This is a genomic window from Leptolyngbya sp. CALU 1928, assembly GCF_056784215.1.
The window spans coordinates 42,955-64,417 of sequence record NZ_JBXBCE010000001.1 but is presented as its reverse complement, the minus strand read 5'-3'; the positions used below and the strand labels follow the sequence as shown (position 1 = coordinate 64,417).

Annotated in this window: 16 protein-coding genes; 9 read left to right on the top strand and 7 right to left on the bottom strand. The window is 47.9% G+C overall.

The window, feature by feature from the left end:
- The first annotated feature begins 4 nt into the window (after nt 1-4).
- The 4 genes from AC1S5B_RS00285 to AC1S5B_RS00270 all read left to right on the top strand — a co-directional run bounded on the left by AC1S5B_RS00285 (nt 5) and on the right by AC1S5B_RS00270 (nt 4,944).
- Nucleotides 5-1,078 carry a glucose-1-phosphate thymidylyltransferase gene (locus AC1S5B_RS00285; protein WP_482033719.1) on the top strand — a complete coding sequence of 358 codons (1,074 nt, stop codon included), beginning with the start codon at nt 5-7 and terminating at the stop codon, nt 1,076-1,078.
- 398 nt (nt 1,079-1,476) lie between these two features.
- On the top strand, nt 1,477-2,571 hold the full coding sequence (gene rfbB / locus AC1S5B_RS00280) for a dTDP-glucose 4,6-dehydratase (protein WP_482033718.1): 1,095 nt from the start codon (nt 1,477-1,479) through the stop codon (nt 2,569-2,571).
- Nucleotides 2,572-2,676: 105 nt separating this feature from the next.
- A complete protein-coding gene (locus AC1S5B_RS00275; protein ID WP_482033717.1) occupies nt 2,677-3,729 on the top strand; it encodes a glycosyltransferase in 1,053 nt (350 codons plus the stop codon).
- A 90-nt stretch (nt 3,730-3,819) separates the two neighbouring features.
- On the top strand, nt 3,820-4,944 hold the full coding sequence (locus AC1S5B_RS00270; RefSeq protein WP_482033716.1) for a glycosyltransferase family 2 protein: 1,125 nt from the start codon (nt 3,820-3,822) through the stop codon (nt 4,942-4,944).
- A gap of 19 nt (nt 4,945-4,963) precedes the next feature.
- Here AC1S5B_RS00270 and AC1S5B_RS00265 read toward each other — a convergent pair whose 3' ends face one another.
- Complete coding sequence (locus AC1S5B_RS00265; protein ID WP_482033715.1) at nt 4,964-5,347, bottom strand: DUF4346 domain-containing protein; 384 nt, start codon at nt 5,345-5,347, stop codon at nt 4,964-4,966.
- 254 nt (nt 5,348-5,601) lie between these two features.
- On the opposite strand from AC1S5B_RS00265, the gene AC1S5B_RS00260 reads away from it, so the two are divergent.
- A complete protein-coding gene (locus AC1S5B_RS00260) occupies nt 5,602-6,162 on the top strand; it encodes a hypothetical protein (protein ID WP_482033714.1) in 561 nt (186 codons plus the stop codon).
- A 581-nt stretch (nt 6,163-6,743) separates the two neighbouring features.
- Here AC1S5B_RS00260 and ahcY read toward each other — a convergent pair.
- On the bottom strand, nt 6,744-8,030 hold the full coding sequence (ahcY, locus tag AC1S5B_RS00255; RefSeq protein ID WP_482033713.1) for an adenosylhomocysteinase: 1,287 nt from the start codon (nt 8,028-8,030) through the stop codon (nt 6,744-6,746).
- Between the two features lie 1,004 nt (nt 8,031-9,034).
- On the opposite strand from ahcY, the gene AC1S5B_RS00250 reads away from it, so the two are divergent.
- Nucleotides 9,035-9,910, top strand: a complete 876-nt coding sequence (locus tag AC1S5B_RS00250) for a glycosyltransferase (RefSeq protein ID WP_482033712.1) — start codon at nt 9,035-9,037, stop codon at nt 9,908-9,910.
- A gap of 44 nt (nt 9,911-9,954) precedes the next feature.
- Here AC1S5B_RS00250 and AC1S5B_RS00245 read toward each other — a convergent pair whose 3' ends face one another.
- The 3 genes from AC1S5B_RS00245 to AC1S5B_RS00235 form a co-directional block, all read right to left on the bottom strand.
- Nucleotides 9,955-11,112, bottom strand: a complete 1,158-nt coding sequence (locus AC1S5B_RS00245) for a DUF1822 family protein (RefSeq protein ID WP_482033711.1) — start codon at nt 11,110-11,112, stop codon at nt 9,955-9,957.
- A 15-nt stretch (nt 11,113-11,127) separates the two neighbouring features.
- Complete coding sequence (locus AC1S5B_RS00240; protein WP_482033710.1) at nt 11,128-12,321, bottom strand: sigma-70 family RNA polymerase sigma factor; 1,194 nt, start codon at nt 12,319-12,321, stop codon at nt 11,128-11,130.
- Between the two features lie 188 nt (nt 12,322-12,509).
- Nucleotides 12,510-14,285 (bottom strand): iron uptake porin, encoded by a 1,776-nt coding sequence (locus AC1S5B_RS00235; RefSeq protein WP_482033709.1) that lies wholly within the window; start codon nt 14,283-14,285, stop codon nt 12,510-12,512.
- Nucleotides 14,286-14,728: 443 nt separating this feature from the next.
- On the opposite strand from AC1S5B_RS00235, the gene AC1S5B_RS00230 reads away from it, so the two are divergent.
- On the top strand, nt 14,729-15,601 hold the full coding sequence (locus tag AC1S5B_RS00230; RefSeq protein ID WP_482033708.1) for an S-methyl-5'-thioadenosine phosphorylase: 873 nt from the start codon (nt 14,729-14,731) through the stop codon (nt 15,599-15,601).
- A 42-nt stretch (nt 15,602-15,643) separates the two neighbouring features.
- Nucleotides 15,644-15,997 carry a zinc ribbon domain-containing protein gene (locus tag AC1S5B_RS00225; protein WP_482033707.1) on the top strand — a complete coding sequence of 118 codons (354 nt, stop codon included), beginning with the start codon at nt 15,644-15,646 and terminating at the stop codon, nt 15,995-15,997.
- A gap of 7 nt (nt 15,998-16,004) precedes the next feature.
- Here AC1S5B_RS00225 and nblS read toward each other — a convergent pair whose 3' ends face one another.
- Complete coding sequence (gene nblS / locus AC1S5B_RS00220) at nt 16,005-18,023, bottom strand: two-component system sensor histidine kinase NblS (RefSeq protein WP_482033706.1); 2,019 nt, start codon at nt 18,021-18,023, stop codon at nt 16,005-16,007.
- 132 nt (nt 18,024-18,155) lie between these two features.
- Nucleotides 18,156-19,493, bottom strand: a complete 1,338-nt coding sequence (gene purD, locus AC1S5B_RS00215) for a phosphoribosylamine--glycine ligase (protein WP_482033705.1) — start codon at nt 19,491-19,493, stop codon at nt 18,156-18,158.
- A 310-nt stretch (nt 19,494-19,803) separates the two neighbouring features.
- Here purD and AC1S5B_RS00210 point away from each other — a divergent pair, with 310 nt between their 5' ends.
- Nucleotides 19,804-21,426: a tetratricopeptide repeat protein gene (locus AC1S5B_RS00210; RefSeq protein ID WP_482033704.1), complete on the top strand. Its 1,623-nt coding sequence runs from the start codon at nt 19,804-19,806 to the stop codon at nt 21,424-21,426.
- The last annotated feature ends 37 nt before the right edge of the window (nt 21,427-21,463 follow it).

Below are 21,463 nucleotides of genomic sequence, written 5' to 3'. Positions count from 1 at the left end.
TCTAATGAAAGCAATTATTCTAAGTGGTGGTAAAGGCACACGACTACGCCCTCTAACCTATACGGGAGCAAAGCAATTAGTTCCGGTCGCCAACAAGCCAATTCTTTGGTATGGAATTGAATCTATTGTGGCGGCAGGCGTTACAGATATTGGGATTATTATTAGCCCAGAAACTGGCGAAGAAGTGAAGGCGAAAACGGGAAATGGCGATCGCTTTGGTGCAAATATTTCCTACATTTTGCAAGACAAACCTGCGGGTCTTGCCCATGCTGTCAAGATTGCTCGACCTTTTTTAGGTGATTCCCCATTTGTAATGTATTTGGGAGACAACTTAATTCAAAATGAACTGAGTGGATTTCTGACTCAATTCAAAGAAAGCCAAATTGATGCTCTAATTATGCTGCGCCCCGTGTCGAACCCTTCAGCATTTGGGGTCGCTCAAATCGATGATCAAGGTCGAGTCATAAACCTAGTTGAAAAACCTAAGGTTCCTCCTTCAAACTTAGCGCTCGTAGGCATTTATTTCTTCGCGCCAACGATTCACGATGCGATTGATCGCATTCAGCCATCGCCGCGTGGTGAGCTTGAAATCACCGATGCAATTCAAAATTTGATCAACCATCAGCAACGAGTCGAAGCCCGCCAGATTGAAGGATGGTGGCTTGATACTGGAAAAAAAGACGACCTTTTAGAAGCTAATCAAATCGTTTTAGATACCTGTTTGCAGTCTAGTATTGTGGGTGAGGTGGATGCTGCAACCCAAATTTCTGGGCGGGTACAGATTGGAGCTAGGTCTAAACTGATCAACTGCACTGTTCGCGGCCCTGTAGTGATTGGCGAAGACTGCCACCTAGAGAACTGTTTTATTGGTCCCTACAGCAGCATTGATCATCAAGTGACCTTGATCGAAGCCGATCTAGAACACAGCGTTATCTTACAAGGTGCCAGTATTGTCAGCATTCAACAGCGGATTGTAGATAGTGTCATTGGGCAGCGTGCCCAGTTGAAGGTAGCGCCCAAACGTCCCAAAGCGCTGCGTTTTATGATTGGGGATGACTCGCAAATTGAGTTGGCGTAGATCCTGATATTACTCATGGAGAAACCGGGCTGCTAATCGAGCCTCAATCGGTTAAGGATTTAGTGCAAGCCTTAGATTTGGGATGAGACGATCAAGAATAGCGAAACTGATTAGAACAAAATGTGATGCAGTATGCGATTCAGCATTTCTCGGTTGAAACGGCTGGAAAAGCGCTGGGTAAAATCTTGGAGGAATTGGAAGAGTTAATCTGCTAGAAGTGATTTTAGCCGCGATGGCGTAAGGGATTATACGGAACTCATTCCCATTCTAAATCTCTTATAACAGCAGTAACGTCTTGAGAAACCGGATCAATATTGAAATATCGTAGTGCGTGATTGAGCTAGGGTTGCATTTGATTTTGGTTTGTACTAGCTAGCAAATTTTGAACAGGTGGACTAATGACTTCTTTGGAATCGAATCAGCCTTTGAGAAAGCCCCGTAGTCTAATTGTGACGGGTGGTGCCGGATTTATTGGAGCCAATTTTGTTCACTATTGGTGTCAAAAATATCCGGGCGATCGCGTTGTAGTGTTAGATGCGCTTACCTATGCGGGTAATCGTCAAACCTTGGCGGTTTTGGATGATCATCCAAATTTTCGCTTTGTGAAAGGGGATATTTGCGATCGCCCAGTAGTGGATGCACTGCTGCAAGAAGAAGCCATTGATACCCTCGTTCACTTTGCCGCAGAATCCCACGTTGATCGCTCCATTTTGGGACCCGATGCCTTTGTTCGCACCAACGTAGTTGGCAGCTTTACTCTATTAGAGGCATTTCGTCAGCATTGGCAATCCGCAGACTGCCCGACTGATTATCGATTTCACCATGTTTCCACCGATGAAGTGTATGGCAGCCTCAGCCCCACCGATCCAGCCTTTACTGAAACCACTGCCTACACGCCAAACAGCCCCTATTCCGCATCCAAAGCCGGAAGCGATCATCTAGTTCGGGCATACTACCACACCTATGGAATGCCCACCACGATCACCAATTGCTCTAATAACTACGGTCAGTATCACTTTCCTGAAAAGCTGATTCCGTTGATGTGCATTAACATCTTAATGGGTAAGCCACTGCCCGTTTATGGAGATGGACAAAACATTCGAGATTGGCTGTATGTCGGCGATCATTGCAGTGCGATCGATTCGGTGCTGCATCTCGGAGCAGTCGGCGAAACCTACAATGTCGGCGGTAATAACGAAGTGAAAAATATCGACCTCGTTCATATGCTGTGCGACTTGATGAATGAATTAGCTCCCAATTTACCCGTTCGCCCCGCCCAAGAGTTGATCACCTACGTCAAAGATCGCCCAGGGCACGATCGCCGCTATGCCATTAACTCCACCAAACTGCAAACCGAACTCGGTTGGACTCCTTCAGTCACCGTACAGCAAGGGCTACGGCTCACAGTGGAATGGTTTTTAGCGAATGAAGACTGGTGGAAACCGTTGCTGTCTGAAGAATATCAAGCCTATTACCGCAAAGTTTACGCTTAAAAGATTTACGCCGAAAGGATTTACGCCGAAAGGATTTACGCCTAAGATAGCATCGGTGTTTCGGGATTTCATTGCTTGAAACACCGATACCTGTCTCCATTCACAATGAATACCTATCCAACCCTCGCGCCCCTGCCGCATCCGGTTTATTTTGTACGGAATGATTCAGCCTTGTGTGAGCAGTTTCAAATCGTCACTGAAATGCCTGCGTTTGCTGATTATTACCGTCCTGAGTGGGGCGGCAGCAGTTCGTGGATTGTGCAGACTTATCTACAGTTAAAGCTGCGCGGGTTGGATGTTCACTTAGTCGATCGCTATATTCCCAATTGCATTTGCGTGGTGTCACGAGAAGAATTGATGCAGCGCAGCTTATGGCGGGGGTTGCCCTTCAAGAGCTATTTGGTGGTGTGCCAACAAGATCGACCGCGCCCCGAAATTTGCGCCCATCGAATCGTGCAAAATTCGCTGAATATTTTGGCTCCAACGGATCACTTAATGCAATATTGGGTGCAGCCAGAGTTGCGATCGCGCGATCCCCAGCGTGGCACTCAAGTTAAAACGCTTGCCTTCAAAGGACGCTGGTATTACTTACCTGACGTGTTTAAAAACTCTGAGTTTGTCTCTCAACTGACCTCATTGGGGTTTACCTTTTCAACTCTGCCAGATTATGAGGTAAGCCTTTCAGATTGGAGCGAATTTTCTGAAACAGATGTTGTGTTAGCAATTCGGTATTCAAACCGGGAATACTTAGAATCAAAGCCCGCTTCTAAGTTGATCAATGCCTGGTTTGCGGGTTGTCCTGCCCTCTTGGGTGCCGAATCTGCCTATCAAGCCCTGCGGAAATCTGATCTAGACTACATTGAAGTTCATACGCCAGAAGATGTGATTGCTGCCTTACAAAAATTGCGAGACAATCCAGATCTCTATCAAGCAATGGTTGATAATGGCTGGAAGCGATCGCAAGAATTTACCCCCGATCAACTCTCGCTCAATTGGCGCAATCTCCTAGCCAACGACGTTTCTACAGGTTACGCACAATGGCTAGAGCGATCGCCTTTCTGGAAACTAACCGGACGACCCTTGCAATTTGGCTATCGCATGATCCAACAAGAAAAAGAGCGCAGGCGATTTAATACAGTGACCGGTCGAAAACGATAAATAACTAGATTTCGGGTTTCAGGTTCCAGATGAATAAGCCTGCTACCTGACACCTGACACCTGCTACCCGACACCTGTTTTCCCATACCTATGAACAATACACTTTCTTGGGGCTTAGTCATTGCAACCTACCAACGGGAAAAGATTCTCTCCCAGTGTCTTCAGTTAGCAGTCGAGCAAACCCGGAAGCCTAGCGAAATCATTGTGATTGATGCCAGCGATAATTGGCAAAGCACCCGCAGTCAGGTCATCGGTGAAATCGCCTCCAACTATCCAGAGATTCGCTGGATCTATCAGGCGGCATTGCAGCAAGGGTTGCCCCTGCAACGCAATCAAGGGATGGAGCTAGCAACCGCAGACATCACTTTCTTTCTGGATGATGATTCATTGATGTATCCAACCTGTGCTGAAGAAATTATGCGGGTTTATGAGGCGGATACTGAAGGGGTTGTGAAAGGAGTCCAAAGTATCTTAGCACCCACTCTGCCTTCCGAGGTGACGGTAGACGATGTCCAAAAAACGGTAGGCTCCTATCGAGATCAGTGGATTCCAGGAATTGAGGCTTTTCAACGGTTCATCTGGAGGCATTTGTTTCTGATGGATTCAGATTTCTTGTGTATTCCCTATGATGGTGAGTTTCCTATCTACTCAGTTCCAACTTCACTTAGCCAGTTGAATGTGCGCCCGGTCAAAATATTTCATGGATGCCGGATGACGTATCGACGGGAGGCGATCGCCCAAGAGCAGTTTGAACCCTTGCTGTTGTTCTATGCGCTGCTAGAAGACATGGATGCTAGCTATCGGGTTTCACAGCAGGGCATGTTGCTAGAAGCTTCTGATGCTAAACTCCATCATTTTCAAAGCAATAGCGGCAGGCTCTCTCGATATGTGGTGTCGGTGTTATCGGCAATGAACCAGGCGGTTTGTCTACGGCGATATTCTAACGATTTGACCCGCGATCGCGATCGTTTTTATCAACTCACCGCAAGGCGTGTTCTAGCTGAAATATTTAAAGATGGACTAAGCCGCCGCTGGACTTTTCCACAGGTTCGCGGGCTGCTAAGTGCGCTTAGACATTCGCCCCAAGTGTTTAAGTTATCGAATGAAGAACTTGAACATTGGTATCCTTGCTTCCAAAAAGAGCTAATTGCCTTAGGTAAACCGCCTGCTTTCGCTCAAACTGCGCCCATTCAACCTGCTACCGAAAACGGATAGAAACCAATCCAAGTACTTTTTAGTCCTGGATATACTCTTGACCCGTTAACATTGCGGCTTCTGCCCGTTGAAATTCGCGCCCTAAATACGCAGCATGATCAAACTGGGTAACCGGACAATCCGTAGTTTGTTCAAAAATCTGAACACAGATTTCTTTTGCAGTTCTGCCGCTAAACAGGCGCGTGGGTAGACGCGAAACAGTGCCATCACAGGGAATGGGCTTGCCCGTGTCAGGATCGCACGCTAGACCCCGCTCATCAATAAAATTTGTGTAGTATTTAGCGCAGATCAGTTTTTCGTTTACATCTACAAAAATCACAAAATAACCACTGCGATCAAGGTTGATAAAACGGTTGGAAAGCTCTTGATCAATTGCAGTCGTTTCTGCAAGCGTCTGATTCATGGTTGCTGATTTTAACCCTTTCATTTTTGGTACTACTATTTATCTTAGACGGTTCTGAAACACCATCAGGATACCCTAATGGCAATATTAAACTTCTTCGACAATTAAAACTGATTATGACTTTGTGTAGCAAAGTGCTGAGCAGTGAGCCTAGTCAACCGCCTTGATTGTTAATTGTTGATGAAGCACTGTGTTGTGAGAAGCGTGTTATTGGGAAGTCTAAAATAGCCCCCTTTGTCAATACTTGGAAGGTTATGAGTCAGACGATAAATTCTTTTATTCCGCCCGATTTAGCAGTGGCTCCAAACCCTTTTGGGCTTGCCTCTAGCTTGATGCTGAAAACAATTCCGATTGATGCATTCACGTCGTTTGAATTGTGGATGCCTATTGAGGGAAGCATTTTAATTCCTGAAGAAGCTCGATTGTTGATGGACGATCGCCCCCGTTTAGAAGAAATTTTTGGCAAGTTAACCTGGCTGTTTGGGGCAACAGTCCATGCCCATGAGTCTATCTATGCTCAAGAGCAATACTACGATTGGCGCAATTTGATCAATTCGATGCGTCAAGCTGAAATGCGATTTGATGCGATCGCCGTAGAGTACAACCCTCAAGCAATCTTGCCCACCAATAGTGAAGATGGAATGCCCGATGCTTGGACGGTTCGTCCGTCTACTTGGCAGAGCTTCTTTTTGGAACTAAACCAAAGCGATCGCGGCTACAGCATTAAATCGCTGCCGTTTCATCTATCCATTACCTATGGGCAGCCGACAACTAAGGCGATCGCGCCTGCCACTGTTGGAATGCGGTATGCCTAAAGCAGTGACCAGTACGGAGTGAAAAAGAGGAGTTCTGAAAAATAGTCTCCCAACATAGTCCCCCAACTAGGCTGCCCTATGTTGCCTCCGTAATATTACAGATGCCGCTGTTATTGCTCAACAAAGAATCCGCAATCTTTACCAGGGTTTTCGTTTACAGATTTGCCAGTCTATAAGAAGCAGATTGCCCATCTCTCGCTCTTTACTACTAGCGTCTCCTGTGCGGATCGTGCGATCGCTCTTGAGAATATAGTCTTTAGATGAACAGAATTGAGCGCTAACAGGCTTGCGTTTTCGGTTTAATGTTGCCCATTTTAGTAACCCCAAAGTTTTAGTTATGTATTCAAAGCACTGCTCTATTCGGTTTCCTCTGTGGAAGTTTTTGACCCAACCGGTGTTTGACGCGCAATATAGAATTAGCCTTAATCCTCAATATTTTTGGCGAGTCCATCGAGTTGAGGTGCTTGAGCGCTGCTTAAAAATGCCCTGCACCTCTGAGCATTACAGTGACTAGGTGGATAAAAATACGAAAAGGGAAGAGCGATCGCCCTTCCCCTCGCGCTTTTAACGATTGACCAGAGTTAAGTACCCGCTGTCCAAGAGTTGATGTACTCAGTTTGTTCAGCAGTCAAAGTATCAATCTGAATTCCCATCGCCTGAAGTTTTAGACGAGCGATCTCCTTGTCTAATTCAGCCGGAATGGAATGAAGACCCGGTGCCAACTTTCCTTTATTGGTCGCCAAATACTCACAAGCAAGCGCCTGATTCGCAAAACTCATGTCCATAACAGCACTAGGATGCCCTTCTGCTGCCGCCAAGTTGATTAATCTGCCTTCGCCCAACACGACAACCGCTTTGCCATTTTTCAAGCGATATTCCTGGGTAAAGTTCCGCACATCTTTAACATCGGTTGCTTGAGCACCCAAAGATTTGAGGTCAATTTCAATATCAAAGTGTCCTGAGTTACAGACGATCGCGCCGTCTTTCATCATCTCAAAATGCTCTGCCCGGATCACATGCTTGTTTCCAGTCACGGTAATAAAAATATCACCCAGAGAAGCCGCTTGCGCCATCGGCAACACTCGGAAGCCATCCATGACCGCTTCAATTGCCTTCACGGGATCGATTTCAGTCACGATCACATTGGCACCCATGCCGCTAGCCCGTTGAGCAGTTCCTTTGCCGCACCAGCCATAGCCAGCGACCACAATGGTCTTGCCCGCTAGCAGAATGTTGGTGGCGCGAATAATACCATCTAAGGTCGATTGCCCAGTGCCATAGCGGTTGTCAAAGAAGTGCTTGGTATCGGCATCGTTGACGTTAACGGCAGGGAAAGTAAGCACGCCATCTCTAAACATGGCACGCAGGCGCACAATGCCCGTGGTGGTTTCTTCAGTGGTGCCAATCAGGTCAGCAATTTGATGCTGACGCTCTTGAATCAGCGTCGCAACCACATCGCTGCCATCATCAATAATGATGTTGGGACGGTGGTCTAGCGCGATTTGAACGTGACGGTGATAGGTATCGTTGTCTTCGCCTCTTTGAGCAAACACGGGAATGCCATAATCAGCAACTAAACTAGCCGCCACATCATCTTGCGTAGAGAGGGGATTGCTAGCAATCAGTAGCGCATCAGCCCCAGCATTTTTGATGGCGATCGCCAAGTGAGCCGTTTCAGTTGTGACATGGCAGCACGCCACTAACCGAAGTCCCTCCAAGGGTCTTTCTTTCGCAAAGCGATCTTGAATTTGGCGGAGGACAGGCATTTCCCGCCCTGCCCACTCAATCCGCTGCCGCCCAAGTGGGGCAAGGGATAAATCTTTGACTTCGTGTTTTAATTCTTTGGCACGAATGGGAGTAACGGTCATGAATGGACTTCCTAAAAACGAGTGGAGTAAACTATGGATACCAATGGATGAAGCAGAACAGTGTTTGATGAGCAAACTCTTGAAACTGCGTAAAACATCCTCAACTGTATAGTGTAACTGCTATGGAATTCCAAAATTTCTATGCTTGTAGCTTAATAAGCATGGCAGAGTCCAGAGGGGAAAAGTTTGGATGACCACTGGGTCAAAAATGCCATGAGCCAAAAATGCCATTAACTCAGTGAAATCTACATACTCACCTGATGTGCAACTAAAGTCAGCGCACCCTGCGGGAAGAGAACTCCATCCCTCAGCCTTTTCTCCCAAGTCGGGAGACGGGGAACAAGAATAGGTCAAAGTTCCGCGCCTGCTCTAGGAGAGGGCTTGAGGGTGAGGGCAATTAGGCACGTCGCACATTGCGTCTACTCTATAGAGTTAGCAAAAACAAAGGATACTGTAAGCCGCTACCTCTTTTGATAAATTCAGCCGATTTCCGCAGTTTATAATGGTTTCATAAAGTACATTTTTACTTTGGGGAAGTTTTACTGGATTTCATCATTTTTACTTAACGTTTTCATAAAGTGCGTCTTCAGTAGTGGATTCTCCTAAGTGTTTTCTTGTATGTTCTTTAAGTAATCAACCTCTCATAGAAACGTCAAAAAATATTTAGAAAATTCACCTCTACATAGCGCCCTTACTGTCCTATGAACCTATTTGTTTTATCCGAACTTTATAAAAACCATAACCATGTGGGCTGGTCGGTCAGTCACAGCCTAGAAAATGCACTATCAGCAGTTTGTAACGTTCACTTTTTACATCCAATTCAAAATGAAGGGATTGGTTGGCTGAAGCCCAAAGAGACAGATCGCCATGACTTGATAACCCGTGCGCGACAGTCTTTTTTCAAAAGCTGGTACAAGCTTGATAAGTTGCCAACACTAGGAGAGGGGCCTAATGTATTGCTCGTGATAGGAGTAAAATCATGCTTTTTAGCATCTATATTTGCAATGGGGGATTTGCTAGATCAGTTTGATTTGCGTGTGGGTTATTTGTTGGATGGGTTTGATCCAAGTCAACTAAATCGCCATGCTTTACCTAAGCTCGACCATCTGTTTGTGATCACGCCCAGCTTGGCACGAGAAGTGCAGCAACTTCATTCGATCAATGCTTCATTTTTGCCGTTAGCCACAAACACATTTCCTTTAAATGGGTATCAACCCCAACGCTCGATCGATATTCTTAGCTATGGCAGAACCAACCAACAGGTTCATGCTCAATTGCAGCAACTCAACAAACCAGAGAGTAGACGACTCTACATGCACTCTACCTTTGCTGGAGCTGAAGTGCACAATATGGAAGAACACCTTGCATTGCTCAATCGCCTATTACAGCGCTCAAAAATAAGCTTGTGTTTTGAAGCAAGCAACATAGCGCGGTTTCGGGGGCGATCGCCGCTCCTATACCGTTGGTTTGAGGGATGGGCAGCAGGCTGCGTGATTGTAGGCAAGAAGCCTCCGGGCAAGGGAGTAGCAACACTAATGGGTTGGCAAGATAGCACGATCGATATTCCTGATGACCCCGATGAGGTGCTGCCGTTTTTTGAAGCGCTCTTGCAAGATGAACCTCGTCTTCAAGAAATCTCTAGGCGTAACTATGTCGAATCTCGCCTACGTCACGATTGGCGTTATCGATTTAGAGATCTATTCAACACATTGAATCTACCGCTTCCTGCTCTGCTGGTCGAGCAAATTGAACAGTTGCAACTGTATAAACAACCTTCGTTGGAAAGAAGCCGACTCGATCCAATGCTCAGAGGTCTTCAAATAGACCATACGCTAACAAGCGATGTAAGCAAAATGGATACACTTGTTGATGTGCGATAGGCTGCTTTGCTTGCTGAAATTTATGCAATGCTAGGCGGATCAGTTCAAAATCTCAGCACTTCGCGATCGTATCCTTCTGGAGTGGGCTGCACTTCCCACACTAAGCCTTCTCCGGGCTGGAGTGCCACGTCGATATACAGGCGCTCTACAGCCTCTTGCGCCACGTCCTCGTTATTCTCAAAAGGCTGTAGGTCTTCTGTGAGTAATCGCAGCGTGACTCCAGCGGGAATGGTCTCTGTGGAGTTGGCAGACCGAAGCTCGAATTGCCAAACGGTGAGTTCTGGAGTAGAGCGATCGCCCAGAGGAGCAATCTGAAGCCGATAGGATTTCCCTGCAATGGTCAGCGATCGCACTAATCCAACCGCAGGTAAACTTCGCGTCCCACGCACTGTGGCAAACTGAAGTGGGGCGCGCTGCCAGCCAATTTGATCAGCCAAAGTGGATACGCCTGCTTGTAACCAGTTAGCCACCGACCAAGATTCAGCCAACCCCTGGCGGCGTTCATACAAGCGCTTGCGCCAACCGCCATGCTCCAGCAATGCGCCCCACAATGAAAAGGGAATTGCCAAGCGCGGAAAAGCAAGGCTAGGATTCCCCAGCCGATCGATTAAGTTAGCTGCCTGGGTGAGTTCTAGGGTAGGAAGAGGCGCAATCGCGGCGCGGTTCGTTTCTGTGGGGCAGAACTCTTGGGCTACCTGAAGCACCGTCAGGTCATGAATCAGATGGGATTCGGCAAGGGAGTAGGTGCGATCTCCTGCATCGTACACGCCGCGAGTTTTGAGCCGTTCGTGGCTGGTGTAGCCCCAAACCTCTATCCAGCCATCATCCGGGTTGACCTGCACTGCCAGATAGTAATCGGCTGCCCAAGAGGGCAGATCCACCCATTCTTGGGGCACACGCAACTCGTCGGTATCCAGTGCCTCTGAGGGAATCAGCACCAGCCGCAATGCTCCGATCTCGATCGCGCTGCCATTCACAAATTCCCAAATGCTGGGTAAGCTGGCATTTATCCACACCATTGCTCTAGAAGCGAATTCATCCTGTAGCCAGGGTAGCAACGCAGTCAGAGCCATTTGATTCAAATCTGCGTTCCACCGGCAACCCGGCGTAGAAAATGCGGCGGTGGCTGGCACGGGCGGAATCTCCAAGTGAAGCGCCTGAAGATTTGAATAGGTAGATGGTGCAGAATCAAAAGACATCATAGGGAGACTCCGAGGTCAAGAAGGGTCGGAAGGCTGGTAATGAACCGTTAGCCATTCCTCTAGCACAGTGCTCATACTATTCAATACGTCAGATGTGATGGAAATATGCAGGATATCCTGACTCCAACCTGCTAAGGCTTTCAGCAAGGTTTTTTTGAGGCTGGCAAGCCGACGAGAGATCGTATACTGCGGCATATTCAACAACTGAGCAATTTGCTGTTGGGTCATTTGTTGCCCATGGTAGGCTTGCAGAAGTTGCTGCATGGGAGCCTCTAGCTGGGAGATCGCGTCTAATATTACCTGACTCAACTGGGTCTGCTGCGTTTGGCGATCGCTTACGTCTTCTTGAGCGATCAGGGCGGCGAGTAACGATTCTTGCTCGGTGTTGGGTAAAAAATCGGCGAGTTCAGTATTCTCTTGTCCGGCGATGGGGGCATTGATCGAGATTGGCGTGGGGTATAAAAAACCTCGTATTGCACGAGCGGTGATTAGCAGCCTTTGTTCTAGTTGGTCGGGGCTACAGGATGTGCTTCCTGAATTCAATTGGCTACGGCGTTCAGCGTTATAAAGCTGGGCGATCGCTTGCCAGGTTCCCCCGTCAGGTCTGACCAATTTACGAGAAGTGCCGCTTTTGCTAGGAGCGTATTGGTGCTTGAAACATTGCCACGCCAGCCCATAAGCGGCGATCGTTTGAGCATCCATTCCTGCATGAGTAAGAGCGTCTATCAGTCGCTTTTGGCTCACCTTTTGCAACAACGCCCAGTCGGTGCAAATATCTGCCTCCTGTTGCTGACGCAGCGTGTCCTTAATCACGTTGCTAAAAGCAAATGCGGCATAGCTTTTGAGGCTGGAACTGAATTGAGGATTGAAGCCTTTTAGCACATGCCTAGTGCGGGCGATCGCGGTCTGAAACAAATCTGCGGTAGATTGACGACCAGCCAAATTCAGCGCCATTTTACGGGCAACCCAATAACAGGCTTCCTGCAAGTAGGCAGTCATGTGATTGGTTGCGAAGTCGGTTGTTTGGGTTTGCCATACTTTATGCCAGTACAGTATCCAAAAACTTTCTGAGGTGCCCTCCGGTGCCGACTTCATCAATTGCTCCATGCTGCGTCGCAGTTTTGGGTCGCTGATCCAACCGCTAAAGGTATCTGCATCAAACCGGACGAATGTTGAGAACAGATCAACCAGGGTTTGCCGCGATCGCATGAGTCGTCTTGATAAGGGATGTTTAGCTAGTAATCAAGGGCTAATCTCGATAATAAGGTGCTTTGCGAAGTGCCCCATTCTCACAAGATTAGCTTCTACACCCACAAACTTCCTTATAGATTTTATACAAAGAGGCACCCTGCAAAAATGAGGGTGCCTCTAGTTAGATTAAGCTTGCCAAGATCAACTTAGAATGTGAAGGTGGTTCGCAAAACGCCAACATACTGAGATTCATTGGTCGCGTTACCTTCAGGATTAAAGATCACAAAGAATCCAGGAGTCACTGAAATGTTATCGTTCACTCGATAGCGGTAAAACGCTTGCAATTCATAGGAAGCATCGCGATCCACTTGGCGTAGACCAGCACCGTTACTTACCCGAAAACGAGTGTCGTTCAACCGGGGCAGTTGACCACCCGACAAGCCGAGCAAGTTGCCTTTGCCACCAATATCTGGAATGCCGATAAACGCATTCCAGGTTTGAACATTGGCAAAGTCAGAGTTGACTTTGCGGTAAGCGGTGGAGTAGCTATAGGAGCCGCCAACCACAACGTTCCTGGTCACTGCCCATTGGAGAGCAGCACCAAAGGTATCAGATGAAAACCCACTGGTTGCACCATTGCCAAAGGGACGTTGGGCAAAGGCGCTGCCAGTACTAGCAGTAAAATTGATGTCGCCTGAAGGCTGATAACCGCGAGAGTAGTTGAGTCCTAGATCTAAGCCTCTGATGGGAGACAGAACAATCTGACCGATCGCGGCGTAAGAACCAGAGAACAAACCATTTCTGGTGGTTCCGTTTAATGTTGGGTCGTTGCTTTGGTTGTCACTGATGTAAGCCGCTTCAAAGCGAACGAAATCATTGAATTTGTACTGTAGTGAACCGCCTGCACTGCCGCCAGCAGTTCCCGAAGGATTACCTGCACGATAGAGCATGGGGTTAAACCGACCAAAGCGCGAGATGGAGCCTTGAGAATCGCTAGAGAAAGGACCACTGAGAGGACTGACTAAACCGCTATAGGCTTCTGCGTTAATCGCATCCAATTGCAGTCTCAATTTGCCAAGAGCAAAGCGGTAGTACAGCTTGTCAACCCGAACGGAGTTGTCAGTAGCACCATTGAAACCGGTGCCACCATCAAAACTTAGGCGGGTATTGTTGGTGCCGGTGAAGGCGTTGGTTGCAAAGGGAGTAATGTTAGAAGCGGCTAGCCGCGTAAACAGCAAATCTTTGCCTGTAAAGCTAGTGTTCAACACGAGGCGAACGCGATCGCCAAAGATAGGTTCCGTGTTGTCACCTCTGGGGCTTGGAACCGCTCTCGTTGCATTAGGATTCAGAGCAGTCGGTGCGGGGACATTAACGGTTAGCCGTCTACCAATGCCATCCACAGTGGCAGCATCACCAAAAGTGTCAGCAATTCCAAAAATAACTTCACCGCTCAAGCGAGTAGTGGTGGAAAACTGTTGCTTCTCAAGGGTCGCAGTGCGAACTTCTAGCGATTCAACCCGACCGCGCAATGCTGCCAACTCAGTCGCAAACTCTTCTTGCAGTTTCTTAACGACTTCTAAGTCTTCCTTCTTCACGAAGTCAGCGGTTGCGGCAGCAATCAATTCCTGAATTTTGTCTAGGCAGGCATTCAAACCAGCCGCAAACTCAAACCGAGTTAAGGCACGGTTGCCCCGAAAGGTTTTGTCGGGATAGCCTACAATGCAACCATAGCGCTCTACCAAAGATTGCAGTGCCTGAAATGCCCAATCGGTGGGTCGAACATCCGTTAGCTGAGAGACGGAGGTTACTTGATCCAAAGAAACCGCAGAGCTACCTTCAGCGCTGTAAGCAGACACCTGATTCATCACTGCATCTTGCGATGCTGAGGGCTGAACCGCAGAGGTTTGAGCAAAAGCTGAAAATGTGGTGGCTCCAAGCAACGCAGGAGCTAACCAAAAAGAATTCCAAATAACGCGCGACATATTCAATCCTCACATCCAACACGGTAACAATAGTAACGTATTAAGCGTTTGCTGTGGAAGCAAACCTACATCAGCAGAGCAAATACACTGAATAACAAACTTGAATTAGCAGCTTATTGACACCCCTCAAATAAAATGCTTAAGGGTTTCATATCGCTGGAAACACTCCACGTTCTTCATCAATTAAAAGGACGTATTCATGAATACAACGAACTGCGTCATTATTTGTTTGACCGTCCTTTCCTACACTACCTTTCAGGTAGTTAAGTGAAAACAAACAAACCTATAACAGTAGGTTAAGGAAAATCAAATTTTTTAGGTGTGCTGGGTTGAATAAAAAATGTTGGCTATGAAGACTTTGGGGATTAAGTGAAAAGCGAGTCTCTCTTGGCAAGATAGTAGAATGACAAGGATTATTGGGCGGCATGTAAGGAAAACGAATAATGACAGAAGCGGCGATCGGGATTATTGGCGGCAGTGGACTCTACAAAATGGAGACGCTTAAAGATATAGAAGAGGTGCAGATCGAAACACCCTTCGGCAAACCCTCTGATGCTTTGATTGTGGGCAGTTTAGACGGTGTGCGGGTGGCATTTTTGGCGCGGCACGGGCGCAATCATCACCTGTTGCCTTCCGAACTGCCGTTTCGGGCAAACATCTATGCGATGAAAAGTTTGGGCGTGAAGTATCTAATTTCTGCGTCGGCGGTGGGTTCCCTCAAAGAAGCAGCGAAACCACTGGATATGGTGGTGCCAGATCAGTTCATCGATCGCACTAAAAATCGAATCTCCACCTTTTTTGGGGAAGGCATTGTCGCTCACGTTGCCTTTGGTGATCCCGTTTGCCTTAAGTTGGCGCAGGTTTTGGCAGATGCCGTCGAAAGTTCTAATCTTACAGAGGTTACCCTTCATCGGGGCGGCACTTACGTTTGCATGGAAGGTCCCGCTTTTTCGACTAAGGCAGAATCCAATCTGCACCGTAGTTGGGGTGCAACCATTATTGGCATGACGAATTTGCCGGAGGCAAAGCTGGCACGAGAAGCCGAAATTGCTTACGCAACTCTTGCATTAGTCACCGATTACGACTGTTGGCATCCCGACCATGACAGCGTTACGGTAGAGCTAGTCATTGCCAATTTGCAGCGCAATGCCATCAATGCTCAGAAGGTGATTCAAGAAACTGTGCGTCGCCTGACCAAAAATCCCCCCGATTCCAACGCTCACTCTGCTCTGAAATACGCTATTCTCACGCCTTTAGACAAAATATCTAGCGAAGCGAAAGAACGCCTACACCTGCTATTGCAAAAATATCTGTAACGATTTAGATGACTTCGCACCCTGTGCTCTGCACTTTTGTTTATGCCTGAATGTCCTAAATGTCACCAGTTTGTTAAATCTCAGGCGATCGCGTGCCCTTATTGCCGCACGTCTCTAAAAGCACATGGACATCCCGGCATGAAGTTGTTTCAAGCGACGGAGGGTGAGCCGCTTTGTGCAAGCTGTGTATATCACGCTGATGATAGCTGCAATTTTCCCAAGCGTCCCTACGCGATGGATTGCACACTGTATCAAGATGTGCAAAATCCCCAAGTGATAAGTTCGCAGTATGACGCTGGTTTTCAATTGAAGCGGTGGGTTAAACGAAATACGTCGTTGCTTTTGGTCGTAGGTCTATTGATAGTAAGTCTGGGCATTGTCTTAATTCGCCGTTAGAGGTGAATTATTGAGCAGTGATAGCAGCGACATCTAGCATGGTTTCAAGGTCGCCTGATGGGTGATCTGCCAGGTGATCGGGTTGCAAAGCGGGTTTGACCGCTTGAAATATGGCAAGGTCGAACCAAAAGGTCGTTCCTACGCCAACTTCGCTGGATAAGTGAACGCGACTCTGGTGTTTTTCAACAATATTACGAACGATGGATAAGCCCAATCCCGTTCCTTCCAATGTGTGAACTCGATTCTCGACCCGAAAGAAGCGATCGAAAATCGCCTGCTGATCTTCTGAAGGAATACCAATACCCGTATCTGCAATTTCTATTCGGACTGTGCGAGTCGGTTCTGAAACGTGGAATAGTTCATGATCCTGATCCGGTTCGCTAGTCGCTGCTTTTTCCAGCAGATAAGCTCGAATAGTAACGGTTCCTCCTGCTGGAGTAAATTTCAGGGAATTTCCCACGAGGTTTGTAAATACTTGTAGGAGCAGATCGTAATGTCCGAAAACGGAAGGAAGATCAGGCTGAACCTCTTGTTTGAGTTCAATCCCTTTATCACGAGCGTTAAGCTGACAGGTTCGCAGTGTTTGTTCGATTGGCTGCGCTAAATCGACTGCTTCAAAGGTATAGGTTCTGCAAGATTCTAGCTTGGATAGGTCGAGAACATCGTTGACTAGCCGCGTCAGGCGGTCGGTTTCTCGGTTCGCTGTTTCCAAAAATTCTCGCTGTTCTTCTAGGCTCAAATCGTCACCATATTCATGCAGGGTTTCGATAAACGATTTGATGTTAAATAAAGGAGTTCTCAGTTCGTGGGAGACATTGCTAATAAACTGGCTTTTCGCCTCATTTAGCTCAGCTTCACGGGTAATGTCTTGAATGGTAATCGCCACTCCTTTCACTGTTTCTCGCGTTAGATCTAAGACGCTTGTTAGCAAGATCCGAATGGTGCGGTCTATGGGTTCTTTGAGAGTGACTCGAAATTCGCCGCCCTCTCGCATATCCCCTTTTGCCATGCGATAAAGCGGACGAGTGATTTCGGCTTGAATTTCATTGGGTAAGGAGTACAAGACATTGTTGCCTTCGATCGCCAGCCCTTCCCAATTCAAAAATCGGCGTGCGGTTGTATTCACTAACACCACATGCAGTTCAGTATCTAGCAAGACGGCACCATCGGCGATCGTCGATACCAAGGTTTCTAGCTTGGCTTTTTCGGCGGTGAGTTCTTCAATGTTTTGTTCTTCATAGCGCTCTAGCTTTTCTGCCATTTCGTTGAAGCTGACGATCAACTCCCCTAATTCGCCCCCAAAGGGTAAATCCACTTGCTGTTTGAAATTGCCAGAGGCGATATTTTTCACCCCGACCAGTAACTCTTTGATTGGGCGGGTGATGGTGAGCGCATTAAAGACTGCTCCTAAGATGACCATGACCCAAATGGATACGAAAACGGCGATCGTCACGTCGCGGGTCAAGTTAGAAGAGGTGACCACTGTGGGATTCGGATTGGTGCCGATCGCTAAGACTCCCTTATAAACTCCTTCATAAATAATTGGCACAAACACATCGGTGACTTCCCCATCCGGAGTCAAATGCTGCCGCACCATTGGCTCATCCGTGTGTTGAGCATAATCGTCCGGAAGGTGAATTTTGCGGCGAATCGTCAGCGAGTTTTGCACTTCCGACTCTGAAAAAGGAATTCCTAGATAAATGCTGCCTTCCTCGTCAGCATATAGCATGTAGCGAATGCTGGAAGTGCTGCTGTAAAAACGGTGAGAAAACTGGGCAAGCTCTGTTTTGTTGTTTTCGCCAATCAGCGGGGTCACATTCGCAGCCAACAGTAAACCCAAATCACTGCCGAACCGGGTATCGTTCAAGCGCGCATCTTCTTGAATGATGTTGACCGCCCAAAAGGTCAAACCACTCATCAGCAGCGATACAACCAGCGTTGCCACTGCCATCAATTTGGTCTGGAGTGTAAACTCTGACCACCAGCGAGCGATTGTTTTCTGAATTTGCTTTAAGAAATTTAGCAAAGCTGAATAATGGCTATTTGTATCAAAGAGTAACGAATAAATCTCAAAGCGATCGTTTTAAGATTTATTTATCTATTCTCTAACAATTAGCCTAGAGAAACCAGCGAATTCAAATTTGTCTCTATTCGGGTTTCAGGTTTCGGGTTCCGCTTTCTGCTCCCGGACTCCGACCCCTAACACCTGCTCCCTGCTTATGGTGCGGCGTACTTGATGACCGATGTCTTGCCGATAGTAAGCGCCATCAAACTGAATCTGTTTAATAGCGGCATAGGCATCGTCTAGAGCGACATCTAAACTGTCACCTACGGCTGTAACTCCTAACACTCTGCCGCCATCGGTGATCAGTCCTTGGGGTTTGCTTTGGGTTCCGGCATGAAAAACCATCGCCCCGCCTTCTTCCGCTTGGTCAATGCCGCTGATTAGTTTGCCTTTTTGAAACGTGTCGGGATATCCTTCGGATGCCATGACCACGCAGGCAGCCGCTCCTGGTTTCCATTCGATCGCAGGTTGTTCGGCTAGGCGCTGATGAACACAAGCAAGCAGCAATGTGTCTAATGGCGTTTCTAGCAGCGGTAGCACCACTTGAGTTTCGGGATCGCCAAAACGGCAGTTAAATTCAATCACCTTAGGATCACCTTGGGGCGTAATCATTAGACCTGCATAAAGCACGCCCCGATAGTCAATGTTGCGTTTGCGGAGAACTGCGATCGCTGGCTCCAAAATTTCCTGCTGGATGCGTTCCATCAATGCTGGAGTCACAATCGACGCGGGGGCATAGGCTCCCATCCCGCCCGTGTTCTCGCCGATATCCCCTTCTCCAATTCGCTTGTAATCCTGGGCGGGCAGCAGTGGACGAATGGTGATGCCATCCGTGAGCGCCAAAATAGAAACCTCTTGCCCGGTTAAGCATTCTTCAACTACAACCCGCTGTCCGGCATCGCCAAACTTTCCGCTAAACACAGCCTGAACCGCAGCTTCTGCTTGCTCCAAGGTGGTTGCAACCGTCACGCCTTTGCCAGCAGCTAGCCCATCTGCTTTGATCACAATTGGCAAGCCTTGAGCGCGGACATATGCCAAAGCGGGATCAACAGCCGTAAAAACTGATGCGATCGCCGTCGGGATTTTGGCTTCATGCATCAGATCTTTTGCCCAGGCTTTACTCGCTTCAATTTGGGCACCGAGCTTTGTTGGACCAAACACCGTCAGCCCTTGGGCGTGAAGAAAATCGGTGATGCCAGCGGCAAGCGGCACCTCTGGACCCACCACAATTAATGAAACGCCATTCACCAAGGCAAATCGGGCAATTCCTTCAAAATCTGAAACATTCATTGCCAAATTGCGGCAGCGAGGCATTGATGCAGTGCCTCCTGTGCCGGGAATACAAATGACTTGCTGCACCCTTTCTGATTGCAGCAGTTTCCATGTGATGGCGTGTTCGCGCCCTCCATTGCCAACGACCAAAACCTTCACCGTTTTCTAACCCCTTACCGAAGATAATGGCGGATTCCCGCAGAAATTCCTGTGGAAAGCTTCGCTAGCGCTGCACAAATCGCGCAGCCACGCTAAACGAATTCTATTATGCCATGGTCTTAATAATGAGATTTTTCTAAAACATCCAAAAACGTGGCTGAAACGAGCATTGGTAAAATATTACAGAGAAACGATGAGTGTTCAACGGCGGCAGATAGCAGCAATTTTAGGAAAAGACCGAGACTCTGTAGGGTTTAAGGGACTAAAAGAAGCGGAACCTTTAGACTGAGTGTAAGTCTGATGGTCTAATGTGTTAAACAAGTCGATTTTGTGGGAAAAAAGTGGGATGGTGTGGCGATGGATGAGTCAGTTAAAAATAAGAGTTTCTCTTAGTCTCTTGGCGGGAGTAGCTGGAATCAGCACGAGCGGTCTGCTGGATCAGCATGACGCGATCGCCCAAATTAGCCAACAATCCCCACCAGAACTGGTTCCAAAGTCGGCTCCAGCAAATCCAAAACCGATTCAAAGTAACAAATCACCAGACAAGCGCAAACAACCTGTTGAAGAAGAATTTCCTTCAAACCCACTCGAAATCACTGCGCCTGATCCGCTGATTCCCTACGATTACAAAAATCGCCCTTTAACGACTCAAGAAATTCGACAGCTTCGAGCGGGGGCGAATCGGTTAGCGGTGATTGGGGCGACCAAACTAGAACAGGGCGATCGCGTCGCGGCGTTTAACGCTTGGAACCGAGAACTACGGTTTCGGCGCTTAGCAGGTCCTTTGACCGAGGAAGTGCTGGCTTTGGGGCGAGTGGGCGATGTGGCATGGCAGGGCAGCGACACCACTCAACTGCGCTGGGTCACAAAACGCCTAGATGAGATTTTGGCAAAATCGCAGGCAGAACAATCGGCTAGCAAAGGGCAGTTGGCGGCACCTGTTCCCTCATCCGCTCTTGAAACGCTACCCGCCGATCTTTCTTTAGCATTGGAGCTAAATCCACCCTCAAGAAACACTGAAACCAACTCGGTATCAAGTCAGCCGCAAGCGCAAACTCAAGCGCCCCCCGTTTTATCAGCCCGACAACTCTTAGATACGCTTGATACCAATCCGTTGGCGGTAGGGGGCGTGAATGCGATCGCCATCTTGGGGAGCCTAGATAAAGAAGTTTCGTTGCTAGATGCCTTGGGATTTGCCTATCAACAAGTGCGCCTCCCGCAAACGGCGGTCAAAATCTATCAGCAATTGCTGGCAGATGCCCGACGGCGTAAGGATGACTTTAAGCTGGAGGCGACGCTGATTACCTTGGGGCAACTTCACCTTGCTTGGTTTGACTATGGCAGCGCGGTGCAGCCCTATCAAGAGTTGTTGGCGCGATCGCGATCGCGTCGTGACCCGATCAATTTTCCCCTGTACCTTGATCGGCTTGCCTATATCCACGAACAGGCAAAGCAGCCCGCCCAAGCTATTCCTTATCAAGAGCAACTGATCACCTTTCATCAAACTGCTTTAGGCGATGCCACCCTGATTCCGGCTCTAACCCTCAAAATTGCTGATAACCATCGCCGTTTGACCCAACTCGATCAAGCCGAAACCAACTATCAACTGGCATACAAGCTGGCGATCCCGCTATTGCAGTTCGCCAACGCAGCAGACGCGCTCAAAAAACTAGGCGATCTCTATCGAACCAACGATCGCCTCGACTCAGCCCTGCGAATGTATATCTTTCTAGTGGACATTGAAAAACAAGCGTACAACACCTACGGCGTGATGAATGCCTACGACCAACTGGGACAAGTGCATCTGCTGCGAAAAGAATATCCCGAAGCGATCGCTGCCTTTCAGCAAGCTCTGCCGTTGGCTCAACAACTCAAATTCCGCGAAGACTATTTTGCCAGCCGCATTCAAAAAGCCTCAGAATCAGAAAAATGACGAGTGGCAAAGTGTGAAACTTTGGTATCCATACTTC

Coding starts and splice junctions, on each gene's coding strand:
- AC1S5B_RS00285 (WP_482033719.1), top strand. CDS start 5: ATGAAAGCAATTATTCTAAGTGGTGGTAAAGGCACACGACTACGCCCT.
- rfbB (WP_482033718.1), top strand. CDS start 1,477: ATGACTTCTTTGGAATCGAATCAGCCTTTGAGAAAGCCCCGTAGTCTA.
- AC1S5B_RS00275 (WP_482033717.1), top strand. CDS start 2,677: ATGAATACCTATCCAACCCTCGCGCCCCTGCCGCATCCGGTTTATTTT.
- AC1S5B_RS00270 (WP_482033716.1), top strand. CDS start 3,820: ATGAACAATACACTTTCTTGGGGCTTAGTCATTGCAACCTACCAACGG.
- AC1S5B_RS00265 (WP_482033715.1), bottom strand. CDS start 5,347: ATGAATCAGACGCTTGCAGAAACGACTGCAATTGATCAAGAGCTTTCC.
- AC1S5B_RS00260 (WP_482033714.1), top strand. CDS start 5,602: ATGAGTCAGACGATAAATTCTTTTATTCCGCCCGATTTAGCAGTGGCT.
- ahcY (WP_482033713.1), bottom strand. CDS start 8,030: ATGACCGTTACTCCCATTCGTGCCAAAGAATTAAAACACGAAGTCAAA.
- AC1S5B_RS00250 (WP_482033712.1), top strand. CDS start 9,035: ATGGGGGATTTGCTAGATCAGTTTGATTTGCGTGTGGGTTATTTGTTG.
- AC1S5B_RS00245 (WP_482033711.1), bottom strand. CDS start 11,112: ATGATGTCTTTTGATTCTGCACCATCTACCTATTCAAATCTTCAGGCG.
- AC1S5B_RS00240 (WP_482033710.1), bottom strand. CDS start 12,321: ATGCGATCGCGGCAAACCCTGGTTGATCTGTTCTCAACATTCGTCCGG.
- AC1S5B_RS00235 (WP_482033709.1), bottom strand. CDS start 14,285: ATGTCGCGCGTTATTTGGAATTCTTTTTGGTTAGCTCCTGCGTTGCTT.
- AC1S5B_RS00230 (WP_482033708.1), top strand. CDS start 14,729: ATGACAGAAGCGGCGATCGGGATTATTGGCGGCAGTGGACTCTACAAA.
- AC1S5B_RS00225 (WP_482033707.1), top strand. CDS start 15,644: ATGCCTGAATGTCCTAAATGTCACCAGTTTGTTAAATCTCAGGCGATC.